Annotated in this window: 26 protein-coding genes; 20 read left to right on the forward strand and 6 right to left on the reverse strand. The window is 69.5% G+C overall.

Features of this window, described 5'->3' with window-relative positions; all coding sequences use genetic code 11:
- The first annotated feature begins 21 nt into the window (after positions 1–21).
- Positions 22–681, forward strand: a complete 660-nt coding sequence (locus ACMGEZ_RS04340) for a nucleotidyltransferase domain-containing protein (protein WP_436821023.1) — start codon at positions 22–24, stop codon at positions 679–681.
- Positions 659–1075, forward strand: coding sequence for a hypothetical protein (locus tag ACMGEZ_RS04345; protein ID WP_436821024.1), 417 nt, complete (start codon positions 659–661; stop codon positions 1073–1075). The genes ACMGEZ_RS04340 and ACMGEZ_RS04345 overlap by 23 nt, the downstream gene beginning before the upstream one ends.
- Before the next feature lie 37 nt (positions 1076–1112).
- On the opposite strand, the gene ACMGEZ_RS04350 is transcribed toward ACMGEZ_RS04345, so the two are convergent.
- Entirely contained in the window at positions 1113–2633 is a 1521-nt protein-coding gene (locus ACMGEZ_RS04350; protein ID WP_436821025.1) for a helicase HerA-like domain-containing protein, read from the reverse strand.
- Positions 2634–2743: 110 nt separating this feature from the next.
- On the opposite strand from ACMGEZ_RS04350, the gene ACMGEZ_RS04355 reads away from it, so the two are divergent.
- The 10 genes from ACMGEZ_RS04355 to fabG are packed head-to-tail and all read left to right on the forward strand — an operon-like array spanning position 2744 to position 12217.
- Positions 2744–3052 (forward strand): phosphopantetheine-binding protein, encoded by a 309-nt coding sequence (locus ACMGEZ_RS04355; protein ID WP_436821026.1) that lies wholly within the window; start codon positions 2744–2746, stop codon positions 3050–3052.
- 3 nt (positions 3053–3055) lie between these two features.
- Complete coding sequence (locus ACMGEZ_RS04360) at positions 3056–3694, forward strand: COG4648 family protein (protein WP_436821027.1); 639 nt, start codon at positions 3056–3058, stop codon at positions 3692–3694.
- A complete protein-coding gene (locus ACMGEZ_RS04365; protein ID WP_436821028.1) occupies positions 3691–5394 on the forward strand; it encodes an ApeI family dehydratase in 1704 nt (567 codons plus the stop codon). The genes ACMGEZ_RS04360 and ACMGEZ_RS04365 overlap by 4 nt, the downstream gene beginning before the upstream one ends.
- Before the next feature lie 56 nt (positions 5395–5450).
- Entirely contained in the window at positions 5451–6434 is a 984-nt protein-coding gene (locus ACMGEZ_RS04370; RefSeq protein WP_436821364.1) for a lysophospholipid acyltransferase family protein, read from the forward strand.
- Positions 6406–7002 (forward strand): LolA-related protein, encoded by a 597-nt coding sequence (locus ACMGEZ_RS04375; protein WP_436821029.1) that lies wholly within the window; start codon positions 6406–6408, stop codon positions 7000–7002. Before ACMGEZ_RS04370 ends, ACMGEZ_RS04375 begins: the two co-directional genes overlap by 29 nt.
- A complete protein-coding gene (locus ACMGEZ_RS04380) occupies positions 6999–9392 on the forward strand; it encodes an MMPL family transporter (RefSeq protein WP_436821030.1) in 2394 nt (797 codons plus the stop codon). Before ACMGEZ_RS04375 ends, ACMGEZ_RS04380 begins: the two co-directional genes overlap by 4 nt.
- The gene (locus tag ACMGEZ_RS04385; RefSeq protein WP_436821031.1) at positions 9392–10243 is read left to right on the forward strand and encodes a polysaccharide deacetylase family protein; all 852 of its coding nucleotides are present in this window, start codon (positions 9392–9394) and stop codon (positions 10241–10243) included. Before ACMGEZ_RS04380 ends, ACMGEZ_RS04385 begins: the two co-directional genes overlap by 1 nt.
- Before the next feature lie 9 nt (positions 10244–10252).
- Positions 10253–11011, forward strand: coding sequence for a methyltransferase domain-containing protein (locus ACMGEZ_RS04390; protein WP_436821032.1), 759 nt, complete (start codon positions 10253–10255; stop codon positions 11009–11011).
- Entirely contained in the window at positions 11008–11469 is a 462-nt protein-coding gene (locus ACMGEZ_RS04395) for a hotdog family protein (RefSeq protein ID WP_436821033.1), read from the forward strand. Before ACMGEZ_RS04390 ends, ACMGEZ_RS04395 begins: the two co-directional genes overlap by 4 nt.
- Before the next feature lie 16 nt (positions 11470–11485).
- Positions 11486–12217 carry a 3-oxoacyl-ACP reductase FabG gene (gene fabG / locus ACMGEZ_RS04400; RefSeq protein ID WP_436821034.1) on the forward strand — a complete coding sequence of 244 codons (732 nt, stop codon included), beginning with the start codon at positions 11486–11488 and terminating at the stop codon, positions 12215–12217.
- 31 nt (positions 12218–12248) lie between these two features.
- On the opposite strand, the gene ACMGEZ_RS04405 is transcribed toward fabG, so the two are convergent.
- From ACMGEZ_RS04405 to ACMGEZ_RS04420, 4 genes are read right to left on the reverse strand one after another with little or no spacing between them, the layout of a single operon-like run.
- On the reverse strand, positions 12249–13025 hold the full coding sequence (locus ACMGEZ_RS04405) for a glycosyltransferase family 2 protein (RefSeq protein WP_436821035.1): 777 nt from the start codon (positions 13023–13025) through the stop codon (positions 12249–12251).
- The gene (locus tag ACMGEZ_RS04410; RefSeq protein ID WP_436821036.1) at positions 12992–13789 is read right to left on the reverse strand and encodes a lysophospholipid acyltransferase family protein; all 798 of its coding nucleotides are present in this window, start codon (positions 13787–13789) and stop codon (positions 12992–12994) included. The genes ACMGEZ_RS04405 and ACMGEZ_RS04410 overlap by 34 nt, the downstream gene beginning before the upstream one ends.
- A gap of 17 nt (positions 13790–13806) precedes the next feature.
- Positions 13807–14850: a chorismate transformation FkbO/Hyg5 family protein gene (locus ACMGEZ_RS04415; protein WP_436821037.1), complete on the reverse strand. Its 1044-nt coding sequence runs from the start codon at positions 14848–14850 to the stop codon at positions 13807–13809.
- Positions 14847–16211 carry an NAD(P)/FAD-dependent oxidoreductase gene (locus ACMGEZ_RS04420; RefSeq protein WP_436821038.1) on the reverse strand — a complete coding sequence of 455 codons (1365 nt, stop codon included), beginning with the start codon at positions 16209–16211 and terminating at the stop codon, positions 14847–14849. Before ACMGEZ_RS04420 ends, ACMGEZ_RS04415 begins: the two co-directional genes overlap by 4 nt.
- 169 nt (positions 16212–16380) lie before the next feature.
- Between ACMGEZ_RS04420 and ACMGEZ_RS04425 the strand changes: the two genes are divergently transcribed.
- Genes ACMGEZ_RS04425 through rng form a run of 8 tightly spaced genes read left to right on the forward strand, consistent with a single transcriptional unit; the run spans position 16381 to position 23224 of the window.
- A complete protein-coding gene (locus tag ACMGEZ_RS04425) occupies positions 16381–17106 on the forward strand; it encodes a YebC/PmpR family DNA-binding transcriptional regulator (RefSeq protein WP_068685400.1) in 726 nt (241 codons plus the stop codon).
- Positions 17107–17130: 24 nt separating this feature from the next.
- On the forward strand, positions 17131–18441 hold the full coding sequence (gene purD, locus ACMGEZ_RS04430; RefSeq protein ID WP_436821039.1) for a phosphoribosylamine--glycine ligase: 1311 nt from the start codon (positions 17131–17133) through the stop codon (positions 18439–18441).
- Complete coding sequence (gene hemF, locus ACMGEZ_RS04435; RefSeq protein WP_436821040.1) at positions 18441–19355, forward strand: oxygen-dependent coproporphyrinogen oxidase; 915 nt, start codon at positions 18441–18443, stop codon at positions 19353–19355. The genes purD and hemF overlap by 1 nt, the downstream gene beginning before the upstream one ends.
- Entirely contained in the window at positions 19346–19963 is a 618-nt protein-coding gene (gene nadD / locus ACMGEZ_RS04440; protein ID WP_436821041.1) for a nicotinate (nicotinamide) nucleotide adenylyltransferase, read from the forward strand. The genes hemF and nadD overlap by 10 nt, the downstream gene beginning before the upstream one ends.
- Positions 19963–20613 carry a ribosome silencing factor gene (gene rsfS, locus ACMGEZ_RS04445; protein WP_436821042.1) on the forward strand — a complete coding sequence of 217 codons (651 nt, stop codon included), beginning with the start codon at positions 19963–19965 and terminating at the stop codon, positions 20611–20613. The genes nadD and rsfS overlap by 1 nt, the downstream gene beginning before the upstream one ends.
- Positions 20610–21077 carry a 23S rRNA (pseudouridine(1915)-N(3))-methyltransferase RlmH gene (gene rlmH / locus ACMGEZ_RS04450; protein ID WP_436821043.1) on the forward strand — a complete coding sequence of 156 codons (468 nt, stop codon included), beginning with the start codon at positions 20610–20612 and terminating at the stop codon, positions 21075–21077. Before rsfS ends, rlmH begins: the two co-directional genes overlap by 4 nt.
- Complete coding sequence (locus tag ACMGEZ_RS04455) at positions 21074–21679, forward strand: Maf family protein (RefSeq protein ID WP_436821044.1); 606 nt, start codon at positions 21074–21076, stop codon at positions 21677–21679. Before rlmH ends, ACMGEZ_RS04455 begins: the two co-directional genes overlap by 4 nt.
- A gap of 18 nt (positions 21680–21697) precedes the next feature.
- Entirely contained in the window at positions 21698–23224 is a 1527-nt protein-coding gene (rng, locus tag ACMGEZ_RS04460; protein WP_436821045.1) for a ribonuclease G, read from the forward strand.
- Here rng and ACMGEZ_RS04465 read toward each other — a convergent pair whose 3' ends face one another.
- Positions 23225–25039 carry a tetratricopeptide repeat protein gene (locus ACMGEZ_RS04465; protein WP_436821046.1) on the reverse strand — a complete coding sequence of 605 codons (1815 nt, stop codon included), beginning with the start codon at positions 25037–25039 and terminating at the stop codon, positions 23225–23227.
- Between the last annotated feature and the right edge of the window lie 56 nt (positions 25040–25095).

A 25095-nucleotide genomic window follows, 5' to 3' on the forward strand; every position in this document is an offset into this window, starting at 1 on the left:
GGGTCGCCGTCCGTGCCCACCATGGGCATGAGCATGCCCATTTTGGGTATAGTCATGCCCAATATGGGCACAAGGCACTTTGGTTCCCCTCAGAACAGCAGCCTCGCGGACGCGCTCTTTTCTGGCACGAAGCAGCGGGTCCTCGGGCTGCTGTTCGGCCAACCTTCGCGCAGCTTCTATGCCAACGAATTGATTGGATTGACAGGAAGCGGCTCGGGCGCAGTTCAGCGTGAGCTGGCCAGCTTGGCACACAGTGGGTTGGTCAACGTTTCAGCAGTCGGAAATCAGAAGCACTTTCAGGCAAATGCCGAGTCGCCTCTCTTCGAGGAACTCTGCGGCATCGTGCAGAAGACCGTCGGTCTGGCTGAGCCGATGCGGGAAGCACTGGCGCCTTTGCAGGGACGGATCGTCGCCGCATTCGTCTATGGCTCAGTCGCCAAGCGGGTCGACACGGCTCGCAGCGACATCGACCTGATGCTGATCAGTGACGAAGTGAGCTACGGGGACATTTTTACCGCGCTGGAAGCGGCGAGCCAAAGTCTGGGCCGTGCCGTCAACCCGACGATCCTCACCCGCAGAGATCTTGCAAAACGAGTGAACGCGAAAGACGCGTTCGTGACCCGTGTGCTCGAACAGCCCAAGATCTGGATCATCGGAGGTGACAGTGATCTCGCCGTTTGAGAACCTGAGTGGTCCGGGCAAGCCCCTGAAGGCGGAGCTGCCCGACGCCAGGGAGCTTGCCGGACTCAAGCGCTCTGGACATGCCAGATTGCAGGACGCGCTCAATGCCTCTCTCTCGTTAGAGAGTCGCTTCGATCTGGCCTACAACGCTGCGCATGCGCTGTGCCTGGCGGCGCTCCGGTGGCACGGCTATCGCTCCACCAATCGATACATCGTCTTCCAGTTGTTGCCGCACACCCTTGGCCTCGGGCCGGAAGTATGGCGGGTGCTGTCCAAGTGTCACGACATCCGCAATCTTGGTGAGTACGAAGGAGACCTGAACGTCGATGAACGCATCGTCACCGACCTGGTTGCCGCCTGTCAGATCGTTGCAAGCAAGGTCGATACTCTCTAGCCCGTGACCCTTCCTCGGAGCGCTCGTACGGGGCTGCTCATCTGCGCCTCTTGGCGCCGAAGATCCCGCCCAGCACCCCCCGCAGGATCTCCTTGCCCACCTGCGTCCCCATCGTCCGCATCGCCGACTTCGCCATGGTCTGCGCCAGCCCGTCGCGCTTGCCGCCGCGCGGCCCGGTCGAGCCGAACAGGATCTCGTTCAGGCTGCCCATGACGCCGCCCGACTCGGTCGGGGCCGCAGCGCCGGGCTTGCCGGCAGCCGTGGCTGGCGCATCCGGCGCCGTCTCGGCCCGGCCCTTGAGCTTCTCGTAGGCCGATTCACGGTCGACCGCCTTCTCGTAGACGCCCGCCACCAGCGAGTTCGCGATCAACGCCTGCCGTTGCGCTGCGGTGATCGGCCCGATCTGGCTGCCCGGCGGCAGCACGTAGACGCGCTCGGTGACGCTCGGCCGCCCCTTGGCATCGAGGAAGCTCACCAGCGCCTCGCCCACCGCCAGCTCGGTGATCGCGGTCTCGATGTCGAGGCCCGGTTTCTGCCGCATCGTCGTGGCCGTGGCCTTGACGGCCTTCTGGTCGCGCGGCGTGAAGGCGCGCAGTGCGTGCTGCACGCGGTTGCCCAACTGCGCCAGCACGGTGTCGGGAATGTCCAGCGGGTTCTGCGTCACGAAGAACACGCCCACGCCCTTGGAGCGCACCAGCCGCACCACCAGCTCGATGCGCTCGACCAGGGCCTTGGGTGCCTCGTTGAAGAGCAGGTGCGCCTCGTCGAAGAAGAAGACCAGCTTGGGCTGCTCCGGGTCGCCGATCTCGGGCAACTGCTCGAACAGCTCCGACAGCAGCCACAGCAGGAAGGTGGCATAGAGGCGCGGCGAGTTCATCAGCTTGTCGGCCGCCAGGATGTTGACCACGCCCTTGCCGCCCTCGGTCTGCATGAAGTCGGAAATGTTGAGCATCGGCTCGCCGAAGAACTTGTCGCCGCCCTGGCTCTCGATCTGCAGCAGCCCGCGCTGAATCGCGCCCACGCTGGCGGCGCTGATGTTGCCGTACTCGGTGGTGAACTGGCTGGCGTTCTCGCCCACGTGCTGGAGCATGGCGCGCAGGTCCTTGAGGTCCAGCAGCAGCAGGCCGTTGTCGTCGGCGATCTTGAACACCAGGTTCAGCACGCCGGCCTGGGTCTCGTTAAGGTTGAGCATGCGGCCCAGCAGCAGCGGGCCCATGTCGGAAACGGTGGCGCGCACCGGGTGGCCCTGTTCGCCGAACACGTCCCACAGAGTGACCGGGCAGGCGAGCGGCTGGGGCAGGTCGATGCCGCGCTCCTTCAGGGTGGCGGCCATCTTCTCGCCGATGCTGCCGGGCTGGCTGGCGCCGGTCAGGTCGCCCTTGACGTCGGCCATGAAGACCGGCACGCCGATGCCCGAGAGCTTTTCGGCGATGGTCTGCAGGGTGACGGTCTTGCCGGTGCCGGTCGCGCCGGTGATCAGGCCGTGGCGGTTGGCGAGCCCCGGCAGAAGCGTGCATTCGATGCTGTCGTGGCGGGCGATCAGGAGGGGTTCGGCCATGGGGTGCTCCGGGGTTGGGGACTGGCCGCAGTCTATCCAAGGCGCGCGGGGGCGCCTCCTATAATTCCGAGCCCGAGCGATAGTTCATTCAAAAGTTCCCGGAGTCCCTTTTGTCATCGACCCAATCCCCCATTTCCGCCGTTGGCGATGCGCCCGAGCAATCCGCTCTGGAGAACGAGCTGGCCGTGCTGCTGGTCGAGTCGCTGAATCTCGAGATCGCACCGTCCGAGATCGCGCCGACGGCGCCGCTGTACGGCGAAGGGCTGGGGCTCGATTCGATCGACATCCTCGAGGTCGCGCTCGAGGTCTCGCGCAAGTACGGCTTCCAGCTGCGTTCGGACGACGAGCGCAACCAGCAGATCTTCCAGTCGCTGCGCAGCCTCGCAGCGCATGTCGCCCAGAATCGCGGCGACTCCTGAGTCATGTCTCGATGGCGCATGGCGCTCCTGCTGTTCGCGGGGGTGGCCTATGCCGGTGTTTCCCATTGGATGATGCTTTTCCACGCCGCCGAGCCGTGGGCGGTGGGGGTGCTGCTCGGTCCCCTGTGGCTGACGGCGTTGGGGCTGGCGGGTAGCCGTTTCGGTGCCTGGGGCCTGGCGATCGCGGCGGCGGTGGGCGTGCTCGGATTCGCCCTGGTGCTGCGCGGCGATGCGGGCGACCCCAACCGGCTCTACATGCTGCAGCACGTGGGCATCAATGCGCTGCTGTGCGGCTGGTTCGGCGGCACGCTGCGGCGCGACCGGCTGTCGCTGATCGGCCAGTTCGCCGCGCGCATCCACCCGCTGTCGCCCGGAATGCGCGAGTACACCTGGCGCGTGACCCGGGTCTGGACCGTGTACTTCGCGCTGATGGTGGCGGCCTCGGTGGTGGTGTATGCCACGATGCCCTTTGCCGCGTGGTCGGTGCTGGCCAACCTGCTGACGCCCCTGATGGTTGGAATTCTCTTCGTGGGCGAGTATCTGTTGCGCTACCGGCTGCATCCCGAATTCGAGCGCACCCGCCTGATCGACACGGTGCGCGCCTTCTACAGCGCGCCGGTCGACCCGGCGGCACGGCAATGAATGTGACTAGCCCTGATCTTCTTCCGCTCCTGAGCGAGCGCGATCCGGACGCGCCTCTCGCCTGGCGCGCCGGCGTGCCGGTCAGCGCGCGCGAGTTCCTGGCCGACGTGGCGCGCCTGGCGCCGCAACTGCCGGAGGGCGGCCCGGCGGTGAACCTCTGCACCGATCGTTATGCCTTCGCCTTGGGGCTCGCAGCGGCGCTGGTGCGCGGACAGGCCAGCCTGCTGCCGCCCGATGCACGGCCCGACACGCTGGCGCGGCTGGTGGAGCAGGGCAGCCGCACCTATGCGCTGCTGGACGACCCGGAGGTCGCCACGCCCGGCATGCCGCGCATCGTGGTCGAGCACAAGCCGCCGCCCGGCGGCGCAAGTGCGCAGCCGGTGCCGGCGATCGGCGGCGGCCTGCATGCCGTGAGCCTGCTGACTTCCGGCTCCACGGGCGCGCCGCAGCCGCATGCCAAGTCCTGGAGGACGCTGGTGGGTGACGTGGCCGCCGCGGTGGCCCGGCTGGCCGAGCTGCTCGGGCGTCCCTCGCTGGCCGGCCTGACGGTGGTGGCAACCGTGCCGGTGCAGCACAGCTACGGCCTCGAGTCCTCGGCCCTGCTGGCGATGCTCGGCGGCGCTGCCTTCGACAGCGGCCGGCCCTTCTTCCCGGCCGACGTCGCCCAGGCGCTGGCCTCGGTGCCGCAGCCGCGCGCGCTGGTCACCACGCCCTTCCACCTCAAGACGCTGCTGCTCTCCGGCATCGTCCTGCCGCCGGTGGACCTGATCCTTTCGGCCACCGCGCCGCTCTCGCCGCAGCTTGCGGCCCAGGCCGAGCAGGCCATGGGCGGCCAGCTGATCGAAATCTACGGCAGCACCGAATCGGGCCAGGTCGCGACGCGGCGGCCGACCCACGGCGAGGTCTGGGAGACTTTCGGCGAGATCCGCGTGCATGCCGAGCATGACGCCGCAGGCGTGGAGCGCTTCGTCTTCGAGGGCGACTTCGTGCCCGAGCCGACGCCGATGGCCGACGTGCTGGAGCTGCTCGACGACCGCCGCTTCCGCCTGCTCGGGCGCGCCAACGACCTGATCCATGTCGCCGGCCGGCGCAGCTCGCTGGGCTACCTCAACCACCACCTCAACAGCATTCCGGGCGTGGAGGACGGCGCCTTCTGGCTGCCCGACGACGTGACCGACGGCGTGGTGCGCCCGGTCGCCTTCGTGGTCGCGCCCGGGCTCGACGCGCACGCCATCGTTGCGGCGCTGCGCGAGCGTCTCGAGGCGGTCTTCGTGCCGCGCCGCGTGGTGCATGTGAACGCCTTCCCGCGCGAGGGCACCGGCAAGCTGACGGCGCGCGCGCTGCGCGAATTCGCGCTGGCGCAACTCGCCGCGGACGGCACGCCGGTGCAGCTCACGCACAAGGTGCCGGCGGACCATCCGGCTTTCGCGGGCCACTTCCCGGGCCAGCCGCTGCTGCCCGGCGCCTTGCTGCTGTCGGAGGTGCTGGAGGCAGCCCAGCGCGTGCCCGCGCTCGCGGCCCGCCTGGGCCCGCGGCCGACGCTCGCGGCCGCCAAGTTCCTGGCGCCGGTGCGCCCGGGCAGTACGCTGCGCATCGATCTCAGCCCCGAGAGCGGAGCCTCGCGCGGGCTGCGCTTCGAGGTGCGGGTGGCAGAAGTGGTCGCCGCGAGCGGCCGCTGGACGCCTGGTGGCGAGTCATGAGCGTCGCACAACCGCCCGAAGACGCTCGCATCGCCGCCGAACGCGAAGGTATTCCGATGAGCGTGGCACAGCCCCCCGAGGCCGCCGACACGAAGTCGCGCCAGGCCGACTGGTCGCGCATGCCGGAGCGCAGCAACATGCTGGCGCTGCGTGTGATCTGCTGGATCGCGATCCGCTGCGGGCGACCGCTGGCGCGGCTGGTGCTGCATCCGATCTGCCTGTACTTCCTGCTGTTCTCGCCGGCCCCGCGCCGGAACATCAAGCGCTACCTGTTCCGCGCCATCGGTCCGCGCGCGGGCTGGGCCGATGGGTACCGGCTGCTGCACACCTTTGCGTCCACGGTGCTCGACCGCATCTACTTCCTGCGCGGGCGCATGGACCTGTTCGACGTGCGCGTGCATGGCAACGTGCCGGTCGAAGCCGAGGCGATCGCGGGGCGCGGCGCCTTCATGCTGGGCGCGCACATCGGCAGCTTCGAGGCCATGGGCGCCTGCAAGCACCAGAGCGGCCGGCCGAAGGAACTGCGGCTTGCAATGCTGATGTACCAGGACAACGCACAGCAGATCACCGCCGTGCTCGATGCCATCGCCAAGCCCGGCCTGCGGCCGCACATCATCGCGCTCGGGCGGCCGCACTCCATGCTGGACCTGCGCGACTGGCTGGACGGCGGCGGCCTCGCGGGCCTTCTGGCCGACCGCACGCTGCCGGGTCCGGAGGAAGCGGGGCAGCAACGCGGCAACAGCATCAAGCTGCCTTTTCTCGGCCATCCGGCCGTGATCAACGATGGCCCCTTCCGTCTGGCCGCACTGCTGCGCCGCAAGGTGTTCTTCATGGCCGGCCTCTATGTGGGGGGCGCGCGCTACGATGTTCATTTCGAGCCGCTGGCCGACTTCAGCGAACGCGTGTCCGACCCGGCCGAGCGCGAACGCCGCATCCGCGCCGCGCTCGAAAGCTATGTCGCGCGGCTCGAAGCCCTGTGCCGCGCCTACCCGTACAACTGGTTCAACTTTCATGACTTCTGGCTCGAAGATTCGGCTTGAGCGCTGGTGCCGCTGGCTGGTAGCCGCGCTGGCTTTCACGGCTTCCTCCGCCTGGGCCTTCGACCTGCCCGAGCTGATGGGCCTGCTCGCCCGGCAGAAGAACGGCGAGGCACGCTTCACCGAGCAGCGCTTCGTGCGCGGCATCGAAGGGCCGCTGGACGCGAGCGGCACGCTGAGCTTCCAGGCGCCCGACCGGCTGACGCGGCGCACGCTCACGCCCCGGCCCGAGACCATGACGGTCGACGGCAACACCCTGACCCTGTCGCGCGGCGGCCGCACCCGCACGCTGACGTTGGACAGCATGCCCGAGCTGCTCGGCATGGTCGAAGCCATGCGCAGCACCCTGAACGGCAACGTGCAGACCCTGCAGCGCTACTTCCGCAGCACGCTCACGGGCACGGCCGACAAGTGGACGCTCGACCTGGTGCCCATCGACGAGAAACTCGCGGCCCAGGTGCGCTCGCTCCGGCTGACGGGCAAGGCGGGCGAGGTGCTGGGCATCGAGATGGAGTTCATCGGCGGCGATCGCTCCGTCATGGCGATCACGCCGGTGCGCGGCGCATCGTGAGCCGGCCCGAGGCAGCAGCGTCCGGCCGGGGGCGCCACGCGCTGGCCATCGTCATCTGGCTGCTGGCGCTCGCGGCCGGCATCGCGCTCATCGCGCGCACGCATTTCAGCGCCGACCTCTCGGCTTTCCTGCCCGCGAGCCCGGACGAGCGGCAGCGCGTGCTGATCGAGCAGCTGCAAAGCGGCATCGCCTCGCGCACCGTCTTCATCGGCATCGAAGGGGGCAAGGATGCGGGGCAGCGCGCGGCGGTGTCTCGCGCCGTTGCGGCATCGATGCGAGAGAGCAAGCTCTTCGACCAGGTGCAGAACGGCGAGACGGGCGACTGGAAGGAGGCCGGCACCTGGCTCTTCGAGCACCGCTATCAGCTGTCGCCCGACGTCTCGCCCGAGCGCTTCACGGCCGCGGGCCTGCGCGATGCCATCGGCGACACGCTGTCGCAGCTGGGCACGCCGGCGGGCAACCTGGTCAAGCCGCTGCTGGAGCGCGATCCCACCGGCGAGACCCAGCGCATCGCCGAGGGCTTGATCCCCGCGAGCGCACCGCGCAGCGAGGAGGGCGTGTGGGTCTCGCGCAGCGCGCCGCGGGCGCTGATCCTGGCCACCACCCACGCGGCCGGCAGCGACCTGGACGCGCAGGCGCAAGCCATTGCCCGCATCCAGCAGGCCTTCGATGCCGCCACGCGCGAGATGAGCGGCGCCGGCCCGCGCTTGCAGCTGACCGGCGCGCCCGTGTTCTCGGTGCAGAGCCGCGACCAGATCAAGCACGAGGCCATCCAGCTCGCGACCGTCGGCGGCATCGTGATGGGCGCCTTGCTGCTGCTGGCCTTCGCCTCGCCGCGCGCGCTGGTGGTGGCGCTGCTGCCGGTGGCCACCGGTGTCGTCGGCGGCACGGCGGCGGTGAGCCTGGCGTTCGGCGAGGTGCACGGCCTCACCATGGGCTTCGGCAGCACGCTGATCGGCGAGACGGTGGACTACGCGATCTACTACCTGATCCAGGCGCGTGGCGCCGCCGTGCCGGGCACCGGGTGGATGCGCTGGCGCGAGATCCATTGGCCGACGGTGCGGCTGGGCCTGCTGACCTCCGTCTGCGGCTTCGCCGCGCTGGTGTTCTCGGGCTTCCCGGGGCTGGCGCAGCTGGGCGTGTTCTCGCTGGCCGGCCTGATCGCCGCCGCGCTGGTGGCGCGCTTCGTGCTGCCGGTGCTGGCGCCCGACGGTGCGGCCGGCATGGGCATGCGGCGGCAGATGGCGCACATCGCGGGGCTGATCGTGCGGGCGCTGCCGCGGCTTCGGATGGTCTTCGTCGGGCTCGGCATTGCCGCGCTGGCGCTGGTGCTGTGGCAGGGCGGCCACCTGTGGCGCGCCGACCTGAGCGCGATGAGCCCGGTGCCCAAGGCGGCGCAGCAACTCGACGAGGAGTTGCGCGCCGACATCGGCGCCAGCGACGGCGGCACGCTGGTGGTGGTGCGCGGCGCCGACGAGCAGGCCGCCCTGCGCAACACGGAGGCTGCGGCTGCGAAGCTCGAGACGCTGGTAGCCCAGGGCGAGCTCGCAGGCTTCGAGAGCGTGACCCGCGTGCTGCCCAGCGAGGCCACGCAGGCGGCGCGCATCGCCAGCCTGCCCGATGCCGCGACCCTGAAGGCGCAACTGGCCGAGGCCACCCAGGGCCTGCCCTTGCCGGCCAGCCGGCTCGAGCCTTTCCTGGCCGATGTCGAGAAGGCGCGCGGGCAGCCCATGATTCGCCGCGCCGATCTGGCCGGCGGGCCGCTCGACGCAGTGGTCAGCGCGCTGATGTTCGAGCGCCCGGGCGGCGGCTGGTCGACGCTGATCGCGCTGCATCCCGGCGAGCGCTTCGACGCGCAGCGGCTCGAGGCCGCGCTTGCCGAGGTGCCCGAGGTGCAGGTGGTCAACGTGGGGGACGAGCTGCGCAGCCTCTACCGGCGCTACCTGCACGAGGCCTTCGTGCAGGTCATGCTGGGTGCGCTTGCGGTGGTCTTGCTGCTGGGGGCGTGGCTGCGCTCCGGGCGCCGGCTGCTGGCCGTCTGCGAGCCGCTGCTGTTCGCGGTGCTGCTCACGCTGGGCGGGCTGGCGCTGCTGCAGGTGCCGCTGGGAATCCTGCACCTCGTGGGGCTGCTGCTGGTGGTGGCCGTGGGCTCGAACTACGCGCTCTTCTTCGACCAACTGCGCGAGACCGGCCGCGCCGACGAGGACACTCTGGCCTCGCTGCTGCTGGCCAATCTGACGACCGTGGTGTCCTTTACGCTGATCGCGATCTCCGACATCCCGGCGCTGTCGGCCATCGGCCGGGTGGTCGCCCCCGGTGCGCTGCTGGCGCTGCTGCTGTCGGCGGCGTTCGCGCGCGGGCCGGTGGGTGCTTCCGTGCCGCGTCGCTGATGGGAGAATCGCCGCCGATGTCCTCAGAAGCTGTGAATGACCTTCCTGCCTCCGGATCGTGGCCCTGGCCGCCCGTCGTGCGCGCCAGTGTCGCTTGGCATCTGCTGGCGCTCGCGGCGGCGCTTTTCCTGCCGGGCGCGGCGCCCTGGGCCATCGGGGCGGTGGTGCTGAACCATGTGCTGATCACCGCCGCCGGCCTGACACCGCGCAGCAGCCTGCTGGGGCCGAACGTCACGCGGCTGCCGGCGGCATCGGCCGCGCGCGGCGAGGTCGCGATCACCATCGACGACGGGCCCGATCACGAAGTCACGCCGCAGGTGCTGGACCTGCTCGATGCCCATGGCCAGCGTGCCACCTTCTTCTGCATCGCCGAGCGCGTGCGCGAGCACCCGGCCTTGGCACGCGAGATCGTCGCGCGCGGCCACAGCATCCAGAACCACACGGCTCGGCATCGCCACACCTTCTCCCTGCTCGGCCCGCGCGGCTTCCATGCCGAGATCGAGCGCGCGCAATTGCTGCTGCAGGAGGTGACGGGCCAGCGCCCCATCTGTTTCCGCGCGCCGGCCGGGCTGCGCAACCCTTTCCTCGCGCCCGTGCTGCATCGCCTGGGCCTGGTGCTGGTGAGCTGGACGCGGCGCGGCTTCGACACGCGCGAGCGGGATGCGGCCACCGTGCTCGCCCGACTCACGAAAGACCTGCGGGCGGGCGACATCCTGCTGCTGCACGACGGCAACGCCGCGCGCACGGCCGGCGGACGGCCGGTGGTGCTCGAGGTCCTGCCCCTTCTGCTCGAGCGCCTTCGCGCCGACGGCTTGCGCGCGGTGACGCTGCCGCAGGCCCTCACTTCCTGACTCGCCTGCATGAACGACAGCCTCTCGACCGACGCCGCCTGGCGCCAATTGCATGAAGCAGCCACCGCGCCGTACAAGAAGGCCGGCAACTTTGCCTGGCACTTCGCCCGCGGCAAGCTGGGCCGCGACCCGGTGTTCCGCGGGCTGATCGAGCGCGGCCTGATCGGCGAGCGCCGACGTCGCGTGGTGGACATCGGCTGCGGCCAGGGCCTGTTCGCCAGCCTGCTCTCGGCCATGGCCGGCATGCGGGCGCAGCCCGGCCGTTGGCCTGCTGCCTGGCCCGCGACGCCGGACGCGGCCGAGTACACCGGCATCGAGCTGATGCCCAAGGACGTGGCGCGTGCCGAGGCGTCCATCGGCCACCTGAGGCCGGCGCCGCGCTTCGTCTGCGAGGACATGTGCAAGGCCTCGATGCCGGCCTGCGACCTGGTCGTGATCCTCGACGTGCTGCACTACGTGGACCACGCCGCGCAGGAAGGCGTGCTGCGCCGCGTGCACGGCGCGCTGCAGCCGGGTGGCCGGCTGCTGCTGCGCGTGGGCGATGCGGCCAGCCGGCGCGGCTTTGCGATCAGCCAGTGGGTGGATCGCACCGTCACCCGGATCCGCGGGCACCGCGTCTCGCCGACATGGGGGCGGACGCTGTCCGAATGGACGGCGCTGCTGCAGGGCCTGGGCTTTTCGCCCGTGCAGAGCATCCCGATGAGCGCGGGCACGCCTTTCGCCAATGTGCTGCTGGTGGCCGATCGCGCCGAGGAGTCTTCGTCATGAATGCACTGCAACAGCTGGACCAGACCGGCATCGCGCGCCTGATCCCCCACAGCGGCAGCATGTGCCTGCTGGAGCGGCTGGAGGCGTGGGACGCCCACAACATCCACTGCACAACCGGCACGCACCGGCACGCCGACAACCCGCTGCGCACGACGGGTGGGCTGCTGTCACCCAATGCCATCGAGTACGCAGCGCAGGCCATGGCCCTGCATGGGGGGCTCATCGCGCCGGAGGGCAGCGAGCCCTCGGCGGGCTTCCTGGCCAGCGCCCGCAACGTGCGGCTGGCCGTCGCGCGGCTCGACGAGATCGAGGGCGTGCTGCATGTGCATGCGCAGCGCGTCTCGGGCGATGCGAGCCAGATCCTCTACGAATTCGCGGTGAAGGACGAAGCAGGGCGCCCGCTGGCCGAAGGCCGCGCGGTGGTCGTGCTCAATACGCCGCTTGCCATGGACACCTGAACAAGCGGACCTCACCATGAGCCTCAACGGAAAACGTGCATTGATCACCGGCGCCAGCGGCGCCCTCGGCGCGGCCGTCGCGCAACGCCTGGCGCGGGACGGCGCCACGGTGCTGCTGCATGCCAACTCGAGGCCGCAGGCCGTCGAGGAACTCGCTGCCGCCATCACGGCCGCGGGCGGCAAGGCCGAGTGCCATGTGTTCGACCTCGGCAGCGACGAGGCCTCGCGCGCCGCCTGCGAGCGCATCCTGGCGGGCGGACCCGTTCAGATCCTCGTCAACAACGCCGGCGTGCACGACGACGCGGTACTGCCCGGCATGAGCGCGGCACAGTGGCACAAGGTGATCGATGTTTCGCTCAACGGCTTCTTCCGCGTCACGCAGCCTCTGCTGCTGCCCATGCTGCGCACGCGCTGGGGCCGGATCATCAACATGTCGTCCGTGGCCTCCCTCACCGGCAACCGCGGCCAGGTCAACTATGCGGCGGCCAAGGGCGCGCTCAACAGCGCGACCAAGGCGTTGTCGCTGGAGGTGGCGGCGCGCGGCGTGACGGTGAATGCGATCGCTCCCGGCATCATCGCCTCGCCGATGGCCGACGGCGCCTTCGACAAGGCGATGATCGATCAGCTGGTGCCGGTGAAGCGCGCGGGCAGGCCGGAGGAGGTGGCGGCGCTGGCGGGCTTCCTCGCGAGCGAGGAGGCGGCTTACATCACCGGGCAGATCATCTCCATCAACGGCGGGATGATCTGAAAAAAGCGGACTTCCGAACGGGCCTCGTCTATCAGCGCTGAAACGGCGGCGCCCGCCGCAACCGCCGCAGCAGCAGACCCGGCAAGCGCAGCACGAACTCGATCATCAGCCGCGTGTGCATCCACGTCAGCAAGGCGTTGTCGCGCAAATAGCGGAAGTGCGAGACTCCGCCTTCTTCGGCGGTGAGGTACTTGACGGGCGCATCGATGTTGACCGGCTTGACACCGCGCCAGGCCAGGCGCACCACGGCCTCGGTGTCGAAGTCGAATCGGCGCATCCATGGCTGGCGCTCCATGGTCGCGATCAGCGGCGCCACCGGGTAGACGCGGAAGCCGTAGAGCGAGTCACCGATGCCGGCGAACAGCGTTTCGAGCTGGGTCCAGCTGTTGGAGACCTTGCGCCCGCGCACGCGCAGCAGCGGGGCCGAGGCATCGAAGACCGGGCGCCCCAGCACCATCGTCTCGGGTCGCGCCTGCGAGGCCTGCATGAAGGCGGGGATCAGGTCGGCCGGGTGCTGGCCGTCCGAATCCATGGTGAGCGCATGCGTGTAGCCGGCCTCCTGCGCCGCGCGCAGCCCGTGCAGCACGGCGGTACCCTTGCCCTGGTTGTGCGGCAGCAGCCAGACGCGCAGGCCGGGGTCGGTCGCGGCCATCTGCTGCAGCCGCTCGCCGGTGCCGTCGGTGCTGCCGTCGACCACCACCCAGACTGGATTCCATTGCGCGCGGGCCGCGCTGACGGTGGAGAACAGCCGCTCGCCGGTGTTGTAGCTCGGGATCAGGACAAGGTGGGTGCGCGAGACTGCTGGCATGCGGGCTGCGCGTCGGTGGCGCGCTGTTCCGTGGGGTGTCTGAAATACTGTTCGATCTCGCGCAGCAGCCTGTCGCTGTCCTGCTGGGGCGCGAAACGCCGGCCCAGCCGGAGCGTGAAGACGATCGGCAGTGGCGGCACCCGCCACAGCGGCCAGCCCTTGCCGAGATACGGCGAGTCGGTGTCGATGAACACGGTCTGGATCGGCGCCTGCGCCAGCTTGGCGATCAGCGTGACGCCGGGGCGGAAGGGGTTGAGCGGCGGCGTCACGGTGCGTGTGCCCTCCGGGAAGATCACCAGCTGGCCGCCAGCCTTGAGGTCTTCAACCGCGAGCCGGACCATGGTGCGCGCCGAATCGTTGCGGATGTAGCGCGCGAGCCGCGCACCGGCGCCGAGGAAGACGTTGCGCATCAGATCGGCCTTCATGATGCAGGCGCTGCGCGGCAGCCGCGCCACCAGCAGCAGGGCGTCGAGCATGGTGGGATGGTTGGCGACGAAGATCACCCCGCGCTCGTTGCGCAGTGCGTCCAGGCAGGATGCGTCGATGCGCATCATCCCGGCGGCCGAGGCGGTGGCCCAGAAGGCGCGGTAGGCCAGTGCGATCACGCGCCGGCCCAGCGCCCGCCCGGTGCGCGCGGGCAGCACCGGGTACAGCAGCATCGCCACCAGGTTCCAGGTCAGCGAGATGATGCCCAGCAGCGCCAGCAGGGCGTACAGCAGCAGGGCGAGCGGGAGGGAAAAGGTCCAGCGCAGCAGGCGCTTCATGGTGAGCCCAGGTTCGTTCACGCCTTCTCAGGCGCGTCCAGTGAGCCGTTCGCGACGGCATGGGCCTCGATCTCCACCAGCAGGTCCTGGCGGCAGATGTCCGCTTCCAGGTAGACCGCGTGGCGCAGCGTGTGGGAATGCGCGCCCAGCTTGCGTTCGAGCACCTCGCGCACGATGGGCGCGTCGGCGACATGGCGCACGTAGACCACGGCGTCGATCGAATCTACGGCGAAGCGAGCGGAGCCGCGTTCGTTGGCCGCGGCGATCACGGCTTCGAGGTTGCGCAGCGTCTCCTCGGTCTGGGCCCGCACATCGCCCAGGTGCACCGTCTCGTGCCCGACGATGCTGGCCGTGCCCGAGATGAACAGCGCCACCTCGCCGCCGCCGATCGCCGCCAGCGCTGCCCGCGAGAAGGTGGGCGAGCGCGGGCCGTAGGCGGGCGGGTAGTGGTAGGCCGAGACCTGCCGCGGGTTCTCCACCGGCAGCGGCGCCACGCGGCCGGCCAGGAAGCGGATGCACAGCGCGCCCTGGTGAATGCCCAGGGCGCAGGCGGCCGGCGCACCTTCGAAGGCGGCCTGGCCGGCCTCGACGAAGGCTTGCTGGCGGCCCAGGTTGAACTGGCGGTAGCGCTCGAGGCCACCGCCGTCGGCGTTGATGCGCGGCAGGTAGTTCCAGATGCGCAACACGTGGGTGCAGCCCGTCTGCGCGAGCGACTGGAACAGGTCGCGGTAGGCCCGGTGGGCCAGCTCGGTGAGGCCGACTCCTTCGCGCGCCTCGTCGAGGTCGATGGCGCCCAGCATCCAGTGGCCGTCGCAGCGCCAGCGCACCACCCCGGTGGTGCCGGACTCGATGTGTTCGCTGGCGTGCCACACGTCGGCCATTGCCCCGGCGTCCGAGAGCACGCGTGCGTTGACCGTGGGCATCCAGGACAGATGGTCGGGGGTGCCGTAGCCCAGTGCGCCGAAGGGCGGATGGCCCCCGGAGGACAGCGCCAGGCTTTCCGACAGCGACAGCCGTTCGACGCGCAGGGGCGGCACCCCATTGAAATCGCGCGCGCTCACCTGGCTTCAACCACGTTTTCGCCGGCGAGCGGCCCGAGGTCGCGGATGTTCCGGCGCCGCCGCTGCCAGGACTGCCAGGTGCGGCGCGGGTGGCCTGCGGACACCAGGTAGTACAGGGCCTTGAGCACCCGCAGCGAGCGCCAGATCGGCGTCTTGCCGTAGATGTCGCCGGCCAGGAGCGAGAGCAGCGCTTCCTTCACGCGGAACGGGTTTTGCGGGTACATGAAGAATTCGCGGATGGTCGGGTTGGTCACGCGGAAGATGAACCAGGAGAACTCGCGCGGGCCCTTGCGCATGTCGCGCTCGAAGCGCTGCCGGGCCGCGGCCGCCTCGGCCGGGCGGTCGAGCGCGGCGGCAACCACCTCGGCGCCCTCGAAGGCGCTGTGCATGGCGAGGTACACGCCCGAGGAGAACACCGGGTCGATGAAGGTGTAGGCATCGCCCAGCATCAGGTAGCGTTCGCCGCTGCAATGGGTGCTGGTGTAGGAGTAGTTGCCGGTGGCATAGACGGCATCGTCGACCAGCGTGGCCTTGGACAGGCGCGCGGCCAACTGCGGGCACAGCGCGATGGTGTCGGCGAAGAAGTCCTTCACGGGCTTGCTGCGCGACTTGAGGTAGTAGGGCCAGCAGACGGCGCCGATGCTGGTGGTGCCGTCCGCCAGCGGGATGTACCAGAACCAGCCGTGCGCGAACCAGAAGATGGTGATGTTGCCCTCGAGCTTGCCCGGCAGCCGGTCGGCGTCGCGGAAATGGCCGAAGAGGGCCGAGCTGTTGTGCTTCGGGTTCTTCTGCTTGGCCTTGAACTTGTTCGACAGGAAAGTGTCGCGCCCGGAGGCGTCGAGCACGAAGCGGGCACGCCAGCTGCGCGCGGCGCCGTCGTCCAGGCGGGCCGTGACCGTGGCGCCCTCGGCGTCGAACTGGACGTCGCGCACGCGGCAGCCTTCGATCGTCTCTGCGCCGCGATCGCCGGCGTTGCGGAACAGGATCTCGTCCATTTCGGAGCGCCGGACCTGCCAGGCGTAGGGCATGCTCTTGTCCCAGGCATCGGCGAACTCGACCATCGCGGTGTGCTCATGGTCCGGCGAGACGAATTCGACGCCCCACTTCGGCATGCCGATGCGCTCGATCTCCTCGCGCAGGCCCAGCCGGTCGAACAGCTGCACGTTCGCCGGCAGGAGCGATTCGCCGATGTGGAAGCGCGGGTGGTGTTCCTTCTCGAGCAGCACCACCTTGCGGCCCTGCTGCGCCAGCAGCGCCGCGGCCGTGGAGCCTGCGGGGCCGCCGCCGATCACGAGGACGTCGCAGATCTGGTGCGCGGGTGCGGCGGCTTCGGCATTCGTTGTTGTTGGAGGAATATTCATGCGCTGTGAGGGTATGGAAACCGGGAGATGCCTGTACTGACCTGGCGCATCAGCGGCGGATTATCCCAAAAAGGATCGATGCTCCCGCTGGAGGACGCGGGGCTGTCGTGCGCGCCCGACAGTAAACTCCCTACCTGATTGGAAACACGAGATAGCGAGAACGACTGCCATGGCCGGACACAGCAAATGGGCGAACATTCAGCACAGGAAGGGCCGGCAGGACGAGAAGCGCGGCAAGCTCTGGACCCGTGCGATCCGTGAAATCATGGTCGCGGCCAAGGCCGGCGGCGGCGACCTGAGCGCCAACCCGCGGCTGCGGCTGGCGGTCGACAAGGCCAAGGCGGTCAACCTGCCGGCCGACACCATCAAGCGCAACATCGACAAGGCCACCGGCAACCTCGAAGGCGTGAGCTACGAGGAGATCCGCTACGAGGGCTACGGCATCGGCGGCGCCGCCATCATCGTCGACACCATGACCGACAACCGCGTGCGCACCGTCGCCGAGGTGCGCCATGCCTTCGGCAAGCACGGCGGCAACATGGGCACAGAAGGCTCGGTCGCCTTCCAGTTCAAGCATTGCGGGCAGCTGGTCTTCGCGCCCGGCACCAGCGAGGACAAGGTGATGGAAGTCGCGCTCGAAGCCGGCGCCGAGGACGTGGTGACCGACGAGGACGGCGCGATCGAGGTGCTGACCGCGCCCGGCGACTTCGAGGCGGTTCGCGATGCCCTGGAGGCCGCGGGCCTCAAGCCCGAAGTGGCCGAGGTCACGATGCGCGCCGAGAACACCATCGAGCTCGCCGGCGAGGACGCCGCGAAGATGCAGAAGCTCCTCGACGCCCTCGAGGACCTCGACGACGTGCAGGATGTCTATCACAACGCGGCGCTTTCCGAGTGAGGAAGCGCCCATGAAAGCCCGCGAATGAAGGTACTGGTGATCGGGGGAGGGGGCCGCGAGCACGCACTGGCGTGGCGACTGGCCCAGGCCGCGCGCGTGAGCCGCGTCTATGTGGCGCCGGGCAACGGCGGCACGCGCGCGGATTCGCGCTACGAATGCGTCGACATCACGGAACCCGCGGCGCTGCGGGCCTGGGCGCTGCAGGAGAAGATCGCGCTCACGGTGGTCGGCCCCGAGGCGCCGCTGGCGGCCGGCGTGGTCGACGAGTTCCGCGCGCACGGGCTGCGCATCTTCGGGCCGACCAAGGCGGCTGCCCAGCTGGAAAGCTCCAAGGCCTTCTCCAAGGCCTTCATGAAGCGGCACAACATCCCCACGGCCGAGTACGAGGCCTTCACCCATCCCGCGGCAGCCCATGCCTACGTGGACGCCAAGGGCGTGCCCATCGTCATCAAGGCCGATGGGCTGGCGGCCGGCAAGGGCGTGGTCGTGGCGACGACGCTGGCGGAAGCGCACGAGGCGATCGACTTCATGCTGCTGGACAACAAGCTCGGGATCTCGCACAACGAGGGCGAAGACGGCAAGGCTTCGCCGCGCGTCGTCATCGAGGAGTTCCTGCAGGGCGAGGAGGCCAGCTTCATCGTGCTGTGCGACGGCGTGAACGTCACCGCCCTCGCCACCAGCCAGGACCACAAGCGCCTGCAGGACGCCGACCAGGGCCCCAACACCGGCGGCATGGGCGCCTATTCGCCGGCGCCGGTGGTCACGGCCGAGGTGCACGCGCGCGCCATGCGCGAGATCATCCTGCCCACCATCCGCGGCATGGAGAAGGATGGCATCCCGTACACCGGCTTCCTCTACGCCGGCTTGATGATCGACGCCGAGGGCCATCCCAAGACGCTGGAGTTCAACTGCCGCATGGGCGACCCCGAGACCCAGCCGATCATGATGCGGCTCAAGTCCGACCTGTTCGAGGTGTTCTGGCACGCCACGGACGGCACGCTGGACCAGATCGAGCTCGACTGGGACCGCCGCGTTGCGCTGGGCGTGGTGATGGCGGCGCACGGTTATCCCTTGTCGCCGCGCAAGGGCGATGCCATCCACGGCATCCCGCCCGAAACGCCTGATGCCGTGGTCTTCCATGCCGGCACCGTGTTCGAGGACGGCGAACTCAAGACCAGCGGCGGGCGCGTGCTCTGCGTCACCGTGCTGGCCGACAGCGTCAAGCAGGCGCAGCAGCGCGCCTATGCGCTCGCGGCGCGTGTCCATTTCGATGGCGCGCAGTACCGCAAGGACATCGGGCACCGCGCCGTCCAGGCGCGCCCGCCCCACGGCTGATGCCTGACGACCGCCAAGCCGTCGGCGACTACCTGCGGGGGCTGCAGCAGCGCATCGTGGCCGCCGTCGAGGCGGCCGATGGCAAGGCTTGCCTGCGCGACCCCTGGCAGAAGGCGCCCGGGGAGCCGTTGCAGGGCAGCGGGCTGACCTGCATCCTGGAGGACGGCGTCCTGTTCGAGCGCGCCGGTTGCGGCTTCTCGGAGGTGCGCGGCCCGAAGCTGCCGCCCTCGGCCACCCAGCACCGGCCCGAGCTCGCCGGCGCGCCCTTCGAGGCCATGGGCGTCTCGCTGGTGTTCCATCCACGCAACCCCTACGTGCCCACGGTGCACATGAACGTGCGCATGCTGGCCGCGCTGCCGGCCCAGGGCGAGCCCGTGTGCTGGTTCGGCGGCGGCATGGACCTCACGCCGTACTACGGCTTCGAGGAAGACGCGGTGCACTTCCATCGCAGCTGCCGGGATGCGCTGGCGCCATTCGGCGACGACAAGTACCCGCGCTTCAAGACCTGGTGCGACGAGTATTTCTTCCTCAAGCACCGCAACGAGCAGCGCGGCATCGGCGGCATCTTCTTCGACGACTTCGCGGAGCTGGGCTTCGAGCGCAGCTTTGCCATGTTGCGCGCGGTCGGCGATGCCTTCCTGCCGGCCTACCTGCCGATCGTCGAGCGCCGCCGAGCCATGCCCCATGGCGAGCGCGAACGCGCCTTCCAGCTCTATCGGCGCGGGCGCTACGTCGAGTTCAACCTGGTCTGGGACCGCGGCACGCATTTCGGGCTGCAGTCGGGCGGGCGCACCGAATCGATCCTGCTGTCGATGCCGCCGCAGGCCAGCTGGGCCTACCGCTGCGAGCCGGAGCCCGGCACGCCAGAAGCGGCGCTCTACAGCGATTTCATCGTGCGCCGCGAATGGCTGTGAACCGGCTCCGCATCGGCGTGTTCGGCGGCGCCTTCGATCCGCCGCACAACGCGCATGTCGCGTTGGTGCAGGCTGCGCTGACGCAGCTGGGTCTGGCCGAGCTGCGCATCTTCCCGACGGGCGATGCCTGGCACAAGAAGCGCGCGCTGAGCGGCGGCGAACACCGCCTCGCGATGGCGAAGCTGGCCTTCGAGGCACTGCCGGGTGCCGTGGTCGACGCGCGCGAGCTGCGGCGCGCCGGGCCGACCTACACGCTGGACACCCTGCGCGAGCTGCAACAGGAGCAGCCCGCGGCTGAACTGGTGCTGATCATGGGCGCCGACCAGGCCGCCTGGCTGCCTCAGTGGCACGGCTGGCGCGAGATCCTGGGAATGGCCGTCGTCGCGGTCGCCCGCCGTCCCGGCGCAACGGACGGAAGCCCCTTCGATCCCCATGGACTGCCGGATCTCCCGCCCGGCGCTCGCTTCGAGAACCTCATGCTCGCGCCGATGGACACCAGCGCCACCGAAGTCCGGACGCACGCCGCGCAGGGCCAGGACTTCTTTCATCTGGTTCCGCCGGCGGTTGCACGCTATATTGACCAACACCACCTCTACCGTTCCACCTGATGAGTACTGAAGCCGCCGCCAAGAAAGACACCCAAAAACTCCAGAGGGCCATCATCGATGGCCTCGAGGACGTCAAGGCGCAGAACATCCAGGTCTTCGACACCGAGCACCTCTCGCCGCTGTTCGAGCGAGTGATCGTCGCCTCGGGCACCTCCAACCGGCAGACCAAGGCGCTGGCCGCCAGCGTGCGCGACGCAGTGCGCGACGCCGGCTTCAACAAGCCGCGCGTGGAGGGCGAGGAGAACGGCGAGTGGATCATCGTCGACTGCGGCGCCGCCGTGGCGCACATCATGCAGCCGGCTATCCGCCAGTACTACCACCTCGAGGAGATCTGGGGCGACAAGCCGGTGCGCACCAGGCTCGGCGCCGCGAAGCCGGTGGCAGCCCCGTCGGCAGAGGAGAAAGCGCCCGCCGCCGCGAAGACCTCTCCTTCGCTGAGACGCTCCAGCGCCGCCAAGACCGCACAGCGTGCGGCTGACGCGGCCGCCAAGCCGAAACCGCCGGCCAGGAAAACGTCGGCCAGGAAGACGCCCGCGAGCAAGACGCCGGTCAAGACCGTCGTCGTGAACAAGGCGCCTGCCAAGAAGGCCGCCGCCAAGAAGGCGACTCCGGCGAAGAAGGCGCCGCGCAAGACCACGGCGCGCACATGAAGCTGCTGGTGGTCGCGGTCGGGCAGCGTGTGCCCGACTGGGCTCAGACCGCCTGGGATGACTACGCCAAGCGCTTCCCGCCCGAATTGAAGCTCGAGCTGCGCGCCGTCAAGACCGAGCCGCGCGGCTCCAAGACGCTTGAAACCCTGCATGCCGCCGAGCGCGAGCGCATCGAGGCAGCCATTGCCAAGGGCATGCGCATCGTGGTGCTGGACGAGCGCGGCACGGCGCTCACCACCAAGGCGCTCGCGGCACGGCTGCAGGCGTGGCAAGGCGAGGGCGGCGACGTTGCGCTGGTGATCGGCGGCCCCGACGGGCTGGACCCTGCCTTCAAGGCCGCGGCGCATGAGCGCATCCGCCTTTCCGACCTGACCCTGCCCCACGCCATGGCCCGCGTGCTGCTGGTCGAGCAGCTCTACCGGGCCTGGTCGGTCAACGCAGGCCATCCTTACCACCGCGAATGACGGACTCCTTCATCTATCTCGCCTCGCAGAGCCCGCGCCGCGCGCAGCTGCTGAGCCAGCTCGGCGTTCGCCACGAGCTGCTGCTGGCCGGCCCCGAGGAAGACGCCGAGTCTCTGGAGCATGTGCAGCCGGGCGAATCGCCGACCGCCTATGTGCAGCGCGTCACCGCGCTCAAGCTGGAGGCGGCGGTGGCGCGCCATCGCCGGCTGGGCCTGCCGCCGGCGCCGGTGCTGTGCGCCGACACCACGGTGGCCTTCGGCCGCACCATCCTTGGCAAGCCCGGCGATGCGCAGGACGCGCAGCGCATGCTGGCGCTGCTCTCCGGCCGCACGCACCGCGTACTGACCGCAGTGGCGCTGCAGCACGGCCGGCGCCGGCATGCGGCGCTCAGCGTGTCGCGGGTGCGCTTTGCCGCCATCGAAAAGCGCCGCATCGCCGCCTACGTCGCGAGCGGCGAGCCGGACGGCAAGGCCGGGGCCTATGCCATCCAGGGGAGGGCGGCGGCCTTCGTCGAGCACATCAGCGGCTCGCATTCGGGCATCATGGGGCTTCCCATGTTCGAGACTGCCCAGCTGCTGCGCCAGGTCGGCTTCCCGCTGTAGCAGGGTCGCAAAAAAAAGATGCAAGACATCCTGATCAACTGGTCTCCACAGGAGACCCGCGTCGCGGTGGTGGAGCACGGCGCCGTGCAGGAGCTCCACCTGGAGCGCACGCTGGAGCGCGGGCTGGTCGGCAACATCTACCTCGGCAAGGTCTCGCGCGTGCTGCCCGGCATGCAGTCGGCCTTCATCGACATCGGCCTGGACCGCACCGCCTTCCTGCACGTGGCCGACATCGTGGCGCCCTTCACGCCCGGCTCGCGGCCGAGCGCCGCTGCACTCGATCGCGAGGGGCGCAACGGCGGGGCGGTGGTGCCCATCGAGAAGCAGGTGTTCGAGGGCCAGTCGCTGCTGGTGCAGGTGATCAAGGACCCGATCGGCACCAAGGGCGCGCGCCTGTCGACGCAGATCAGCATCGCGGGCCGGCTGCTGGTCTTCCTGCCGCAGGACAACCATGTGGGCGTATCGCAGAAGATCCCGTCCGATCTGCGCGATGCGCTGCGCACGCGCATGCAGGCACTGGTCGAGGCGGCCGCCGCGGCCGGCAGCGGCGGCGTGGTGCCGGAGGCCACCGGCGGCTTCATCCTGCGCACCAACGGCGAGGATTCGAGCGATGCCGAGCTGGCGGAAGACATCGCCTACCTGCGCAAGACATGGTCGCGCATCCGCGAGCTGTCCACGCGCATGCCGCCGATGTCGCTGCTGCACCAGGACCTGAGCCTGCTGCAGCGCGTGCTGCGCGACATGACCACCGAGGACACGCAGACCATCCGCATCGACTCGCGCGAACAGTTCGACGCGCTGCTCAAGTTCGGTCTCGAGTTCATGCCGCAGGCGGCGGGCAAGCTGCAGCTCTACAAGGGCGAGCGCCCGATCTTCGACCTGTATTCGATCGACGAGGAGATCGCCAAGGCGCTGGGGCGGCGCGTGGAGCTGAAGTCCGGCGGCTACCTGGTGGTGGACCAGACCGAGGCGCTCACCACCATCGACGTCAACACCGGCGGGTACGTCGGCGCGCGCAACTTCGACGACACCATCTTCAAGACCAACCTGGAGGCCGCGCAGGCCATCGCGCGGCAACTGCGCCTGCGCAACCTGGGCGGGATCATCATCGTCGACTTCATCGACATGGTGCGCGACGACCATCGCGAGCAAGTGCTGGCCGAGTTCCGCAAGCAGTTGGCGCGCGATCGCGTCAAGACCACGGCGGGCGGCTTCTCGCAGCTGGGCCTGGTCGAGATGACGCGCAAGCGCACCCGCGAGTCGCTGGCCCACATGCTGTGCGAGCCCTGCCTGGCCTGCAATGGGCAGGGCATCGTGAAGACAGCGCGCAGCGTGGCCTACGACGTGCTGCGCGAGATCCTGCGCGAGGCGCGCCAGTTCACGCCGCGCGAGTTCCGCATCGTCTCGTCGCCGCAGGTGATCGAGCTGTTCCTCGACGAGGAGAGCCAGCACCTGGCGGGGCTGAGCGACTTCATCGGCAAGCCGATCTCGCTGCAGGCGGAGCCCGCGATGGGGCAGGGGCAGTACGACATCGTCCTGCTCTGATCAGAGCCGTGCCAGCTCCGGCCCGCCGCGGGGCCCGAACCACGCGCGCTGGTAGGCCTGGCGTGCCGCCCGTTCCGCCTTGGTGTCGCCTCGCTTGCGCTCGACCTCGGCCAGCCCGGCCAGGGCCCAGCCGTTGTTGCGCACGCGGACCAGCGAGTCCCTGAAGGCCTTCTGCGCCGCTTCGAGCTGCCCCTGGCGCAGACGCACCGAGCCGAGGGACTGGCGCACGGGGTAGTACCAGTAGGGCGGCTCGGTGTAGCTGAGGCTGTCCTCGACCGCGATGGCCTCCTCGTAGGCCTTGGCGGCGGCGTCGAGGTCGCCGCTCGCATCGGCAAGCCGTCCCGTCGCCACCAGGCCCGCGGTGCGCACGATCTCTTTTGCGGGCAACTGCCAGGCCTCGAAAGGCTTGAAGTCCGCGTCGCGCTCGATCTTCGCAATGGCATCGATTTCCTGCTGCGCGCCGGCCTTGTCCTTGCGCGACGCGAAGGCGACGGCGCGCGCGTAGTGGTACATGGTGTTCACGATCACCGCGTCGCTGGGCGGCGCGGCAAGCTTGAGGATGGTGTCGGCATCGCTGAACTGCGCATGCGTGGTGAAGGGCGAAGCCTTGATGGGCTGCAGGATCGGGAAGGCCTTGACCAGCTCGGCCGGCACCGCGGCGTCCAGCTTCGAGGCCGCGCCGATGGCCGTCTTCGCGTCGCCACCCATCTGTGCCGAGACCATCACGAAATGGATGTTGTGCGGGTAGTACGCGGTCTTGTACAGCGGGTCGGAGGGCGAGGTCTTGAAATATTGCTCGTCGACCGCGATCGCCTTGCGATTGGCCTCCAGCGACTCGCGATACATGCCCACGCGGTAGTAGATGTGGGCCGGCATGTGCACGACGTGCCCGGCCCCCGGCATTTGCGCGGCGAGGCGATTGGCGTAGGGCAGGGCCCTCTCGGGCTGCGTGGACGCCTCCACCGCATGGATGTAGAGGTGGATTGCGCCCGGATGGGCCGGGTTGCGCTTCAGCACGGTCTCCAGCGCGCCGACGATGTCCGCGCCGCGTCCCTTCGGTCTGGCGCCGCCGGCCTCCCAGTAGTCCCAGGGCTGGGTGTCCATGGCGGCCTCGGCGTAGAGCGTTTGGATCGTGTCTTCGGCCGGATAGCGCTCGGCCACCGCCTTCATCGCGTCGGCATAGGCGGCATCCAGCCCGGAGCGGTCGGCCTGCGGTTGCTCGGCATAGCGCTTTTCGAGAGCGCTGATCAGCGCCCGCTCGCGCTCGGTCGCGCCGGCCTTGAGTGCGACCGCACGGCGCAGCGCGGCCAATGCCGGCGGATTGGCCTCCGGCATCATCGGCACGTTGATGTTGGGGCCGAGCACGAGCGCCTCGCCCCAGAAGCACATCGCGCACGCGGGGTCCAGCTTCTGAGCGGCCTGGAAGGCGCGCTGGGCTTCGGCATGGTTGAAGCCGAAGGACAGGCGCAGGCCCTGGTTGAAATAGGCCTGGGCCTTGGGCGAGCGGGTGCTGATCCTGAAGGCGAGCGAGCCGAGGTTGTCGTACAGCGGCACGTCGCCGCTAGCGGCCTTCATCGGCTGCGGCTGGAAGGGGGCGGTCTCGGTCTTGACGCGCACCAGTGCCTTCAGCAGGGCGGGCGGACCGGCCACCACCGGCCCGCAGGCGCGGCCTGGTTCGGAAAGCAGGGGGTCGAAGCTCGATGTCCGATCGCGGCCGGCGCTACCGACCTCGTCGGCGACGAACAGGCCACATGAAGCGAGAGCGCAGGCGGCCAATGCGGGCAGCCGCCGCCGAAAGGAGGCGCGAGACGACATGGCGTTTTCCTCTCCGAGGTCGAGCAGACGCTGCGGGCGCCGCCCGACGCGTTGCT

The sequence above is a fragment of the Variovorax stachyos genome (genome assembly GCF_051400855.1).
GTDB lineage: Bacteria > Pseudomonadota > Gammaproteobacteria > Burkholderiales > Burkholderiaceae_C > Variovorax.

Excerpts from the sequence above, each read along its gene's own strand:
- ACMGEZ_RS04340 (WP_436821023.1), top strand. The coding sequence starts at position 22 with ATGGGCATGAGCATGCCCATTTTGGGTATAGTCATGCCCAATATGGGC.
- ACMGEZ_RS04350 (WP_436821025.1), bottom strand. The coding sequence starts at position 2,633 with ATGGCCGAACCCCTCCTGATCGCCCGCCACGACAGCATCGAATGCACG.
- ACMGEZ_RS04360 (WP_436821027.1), top strand. The coding sequence starts at position 3,056 with ATGTCTCGATGGCGCATGGCGCTCCTGCTGTTCGCGGGGGTGGCCTAT.
- ACMGEZ_RS04365 (WP_436821028.1), top strand. The coding sequence starts at position 3,691 with ATGAATGTGACTAGCCCTGATCTTCTTCCGCTCCTGAGCGAGCGCGAT.
- ACMGEZ_RS04370 (WP_436821364.1), top strand. The coding sequence starts at position 5,451 with ATGAGCGTGGCACAGCCCCCCGAGGCCGCCGACACGAAGTCGCGCCAG.
- ACMGEZ_RS04375 (WP_436821029.1), top strand. The coding sequence starts at position 6,406 with ATGACTTCTGGCTCGAAGATTCGGCTTGAGCGCTGGTGCCGCTGGCTG.
- ACMGEZ_RS04385 (WP_436821031.1), top strand. The coding sequence starts at position 9,392 with ATGGGAGAATCGCCGCCGATGTCCTCAGAAGCTGTGAATGACCTTCCT.
- ACMGEZ_RS04390 (WP_436821032.1), top strand. The coding sequence starts at position 10,253 with ATGAACGACAGCCTCTCGACCGACGCCGCCTGGCGCCAATTGCATGAA.
- ACMGEZ_RS04395 (WP_436821033.1), top strand. The coding sequence starts at position 11,008 with ATGAATGCACTGCAACAGCTGGACCAGACCGGCATCGCGCGCCTGATC.
- fabG (WP_436821034.1), top strand. The coding sequence starts at position 11,486 with ATGAGCCTCAACGGAAAACGTGCATTGATCACCGGCGCCAGCGGCGCC.
- ACMGEZ_RS04405 (WP_436821035.1), bottom strand. The coding sequence starts at position 13,025 with ATGCCAGCAGTCTCGCGCACCCACCTTGTCCTGATCCCGAGCTACAAC.
- ACMGEZ_RS04410 (WP_436821036.1), bottom strand. The coding sequence starts at position 13,789 with ATGAAGCGCCTGCTGCGCTGGACCTTTTCCCTCCCGCTCGCCCTGCTG.
- ACMGEZ_RS04420 (WP_436821038.1), bottom strand. The coding sequence starts at position 16,211 with ATGAATATTCCTCCAACAACAACGAATGCCGAAGCCGCCGCACCCGCG.
- ACMGEZ_RS04425 (WP_068685400.1), top strand. The coding sequence starts at position 16,381 with ATGGCCGGACACAGCAAATGGGCGAACATTCAGCACAGGAAGGGCCGG.
- purD (WP_436821039.1), top strand. The coding sequence starts at position 17,131 with ATGAAGGTACTGGTGATCGGGGGAGGGGGCCGCGAGCACGCACTGGCG.
- hemF (WP_436821040.1), top strand. The coding sequence starts at position 18,441 with ATGCCTGACGACCGCCAAGCCGTCGGCGACTACCTGCGGGGGCTGCAG.
- nadD (WP_436821041.1), top strand. The coding sequence starts at position 19,346 with ATGGCTGTGAACCGGCTCCGCATCGGCGTGTTCGGCGGCGCCTTCGAT.
- rsfS (WP_436821042.1), top strand. The coding sequence starts at position 19,963 with ATGAGTACTGAAGCCGCCGCCAAGAAAGACACCCAAAAACTCCAGAGG.
- rlmH (WP_436821043.1), top strand. The coding sequence starts at position 20,610 with ATGAAGCTGCTGGTGGTCGCGGTCGGGCAGCGTGTGCCCGACTGGGCT.
- ACMGEZ_RS04455 (WP_436821044.1), top strand. The coding sequence starts at position 21,074 with ATGACGGACTCCTTCATCTATCTCGCCTCGCAGAGCCCGCGCCGCGCG.
- rng (WP_436821045.1), top strand. The coding sequence starts at position 21,698 with ATGCAAGACATCCTGATCAACTGGTCTCCACAGGAGACCCGCGTCGCG.
- ACMGEZ_RS04465 (WP_436821046.1), bottom strand. The coding sequence starts at position 25,039 with ATGTCGTCTCGCGCCTCCTTTCGGCGGCGGCTGCCCGCATTGGCCGCC.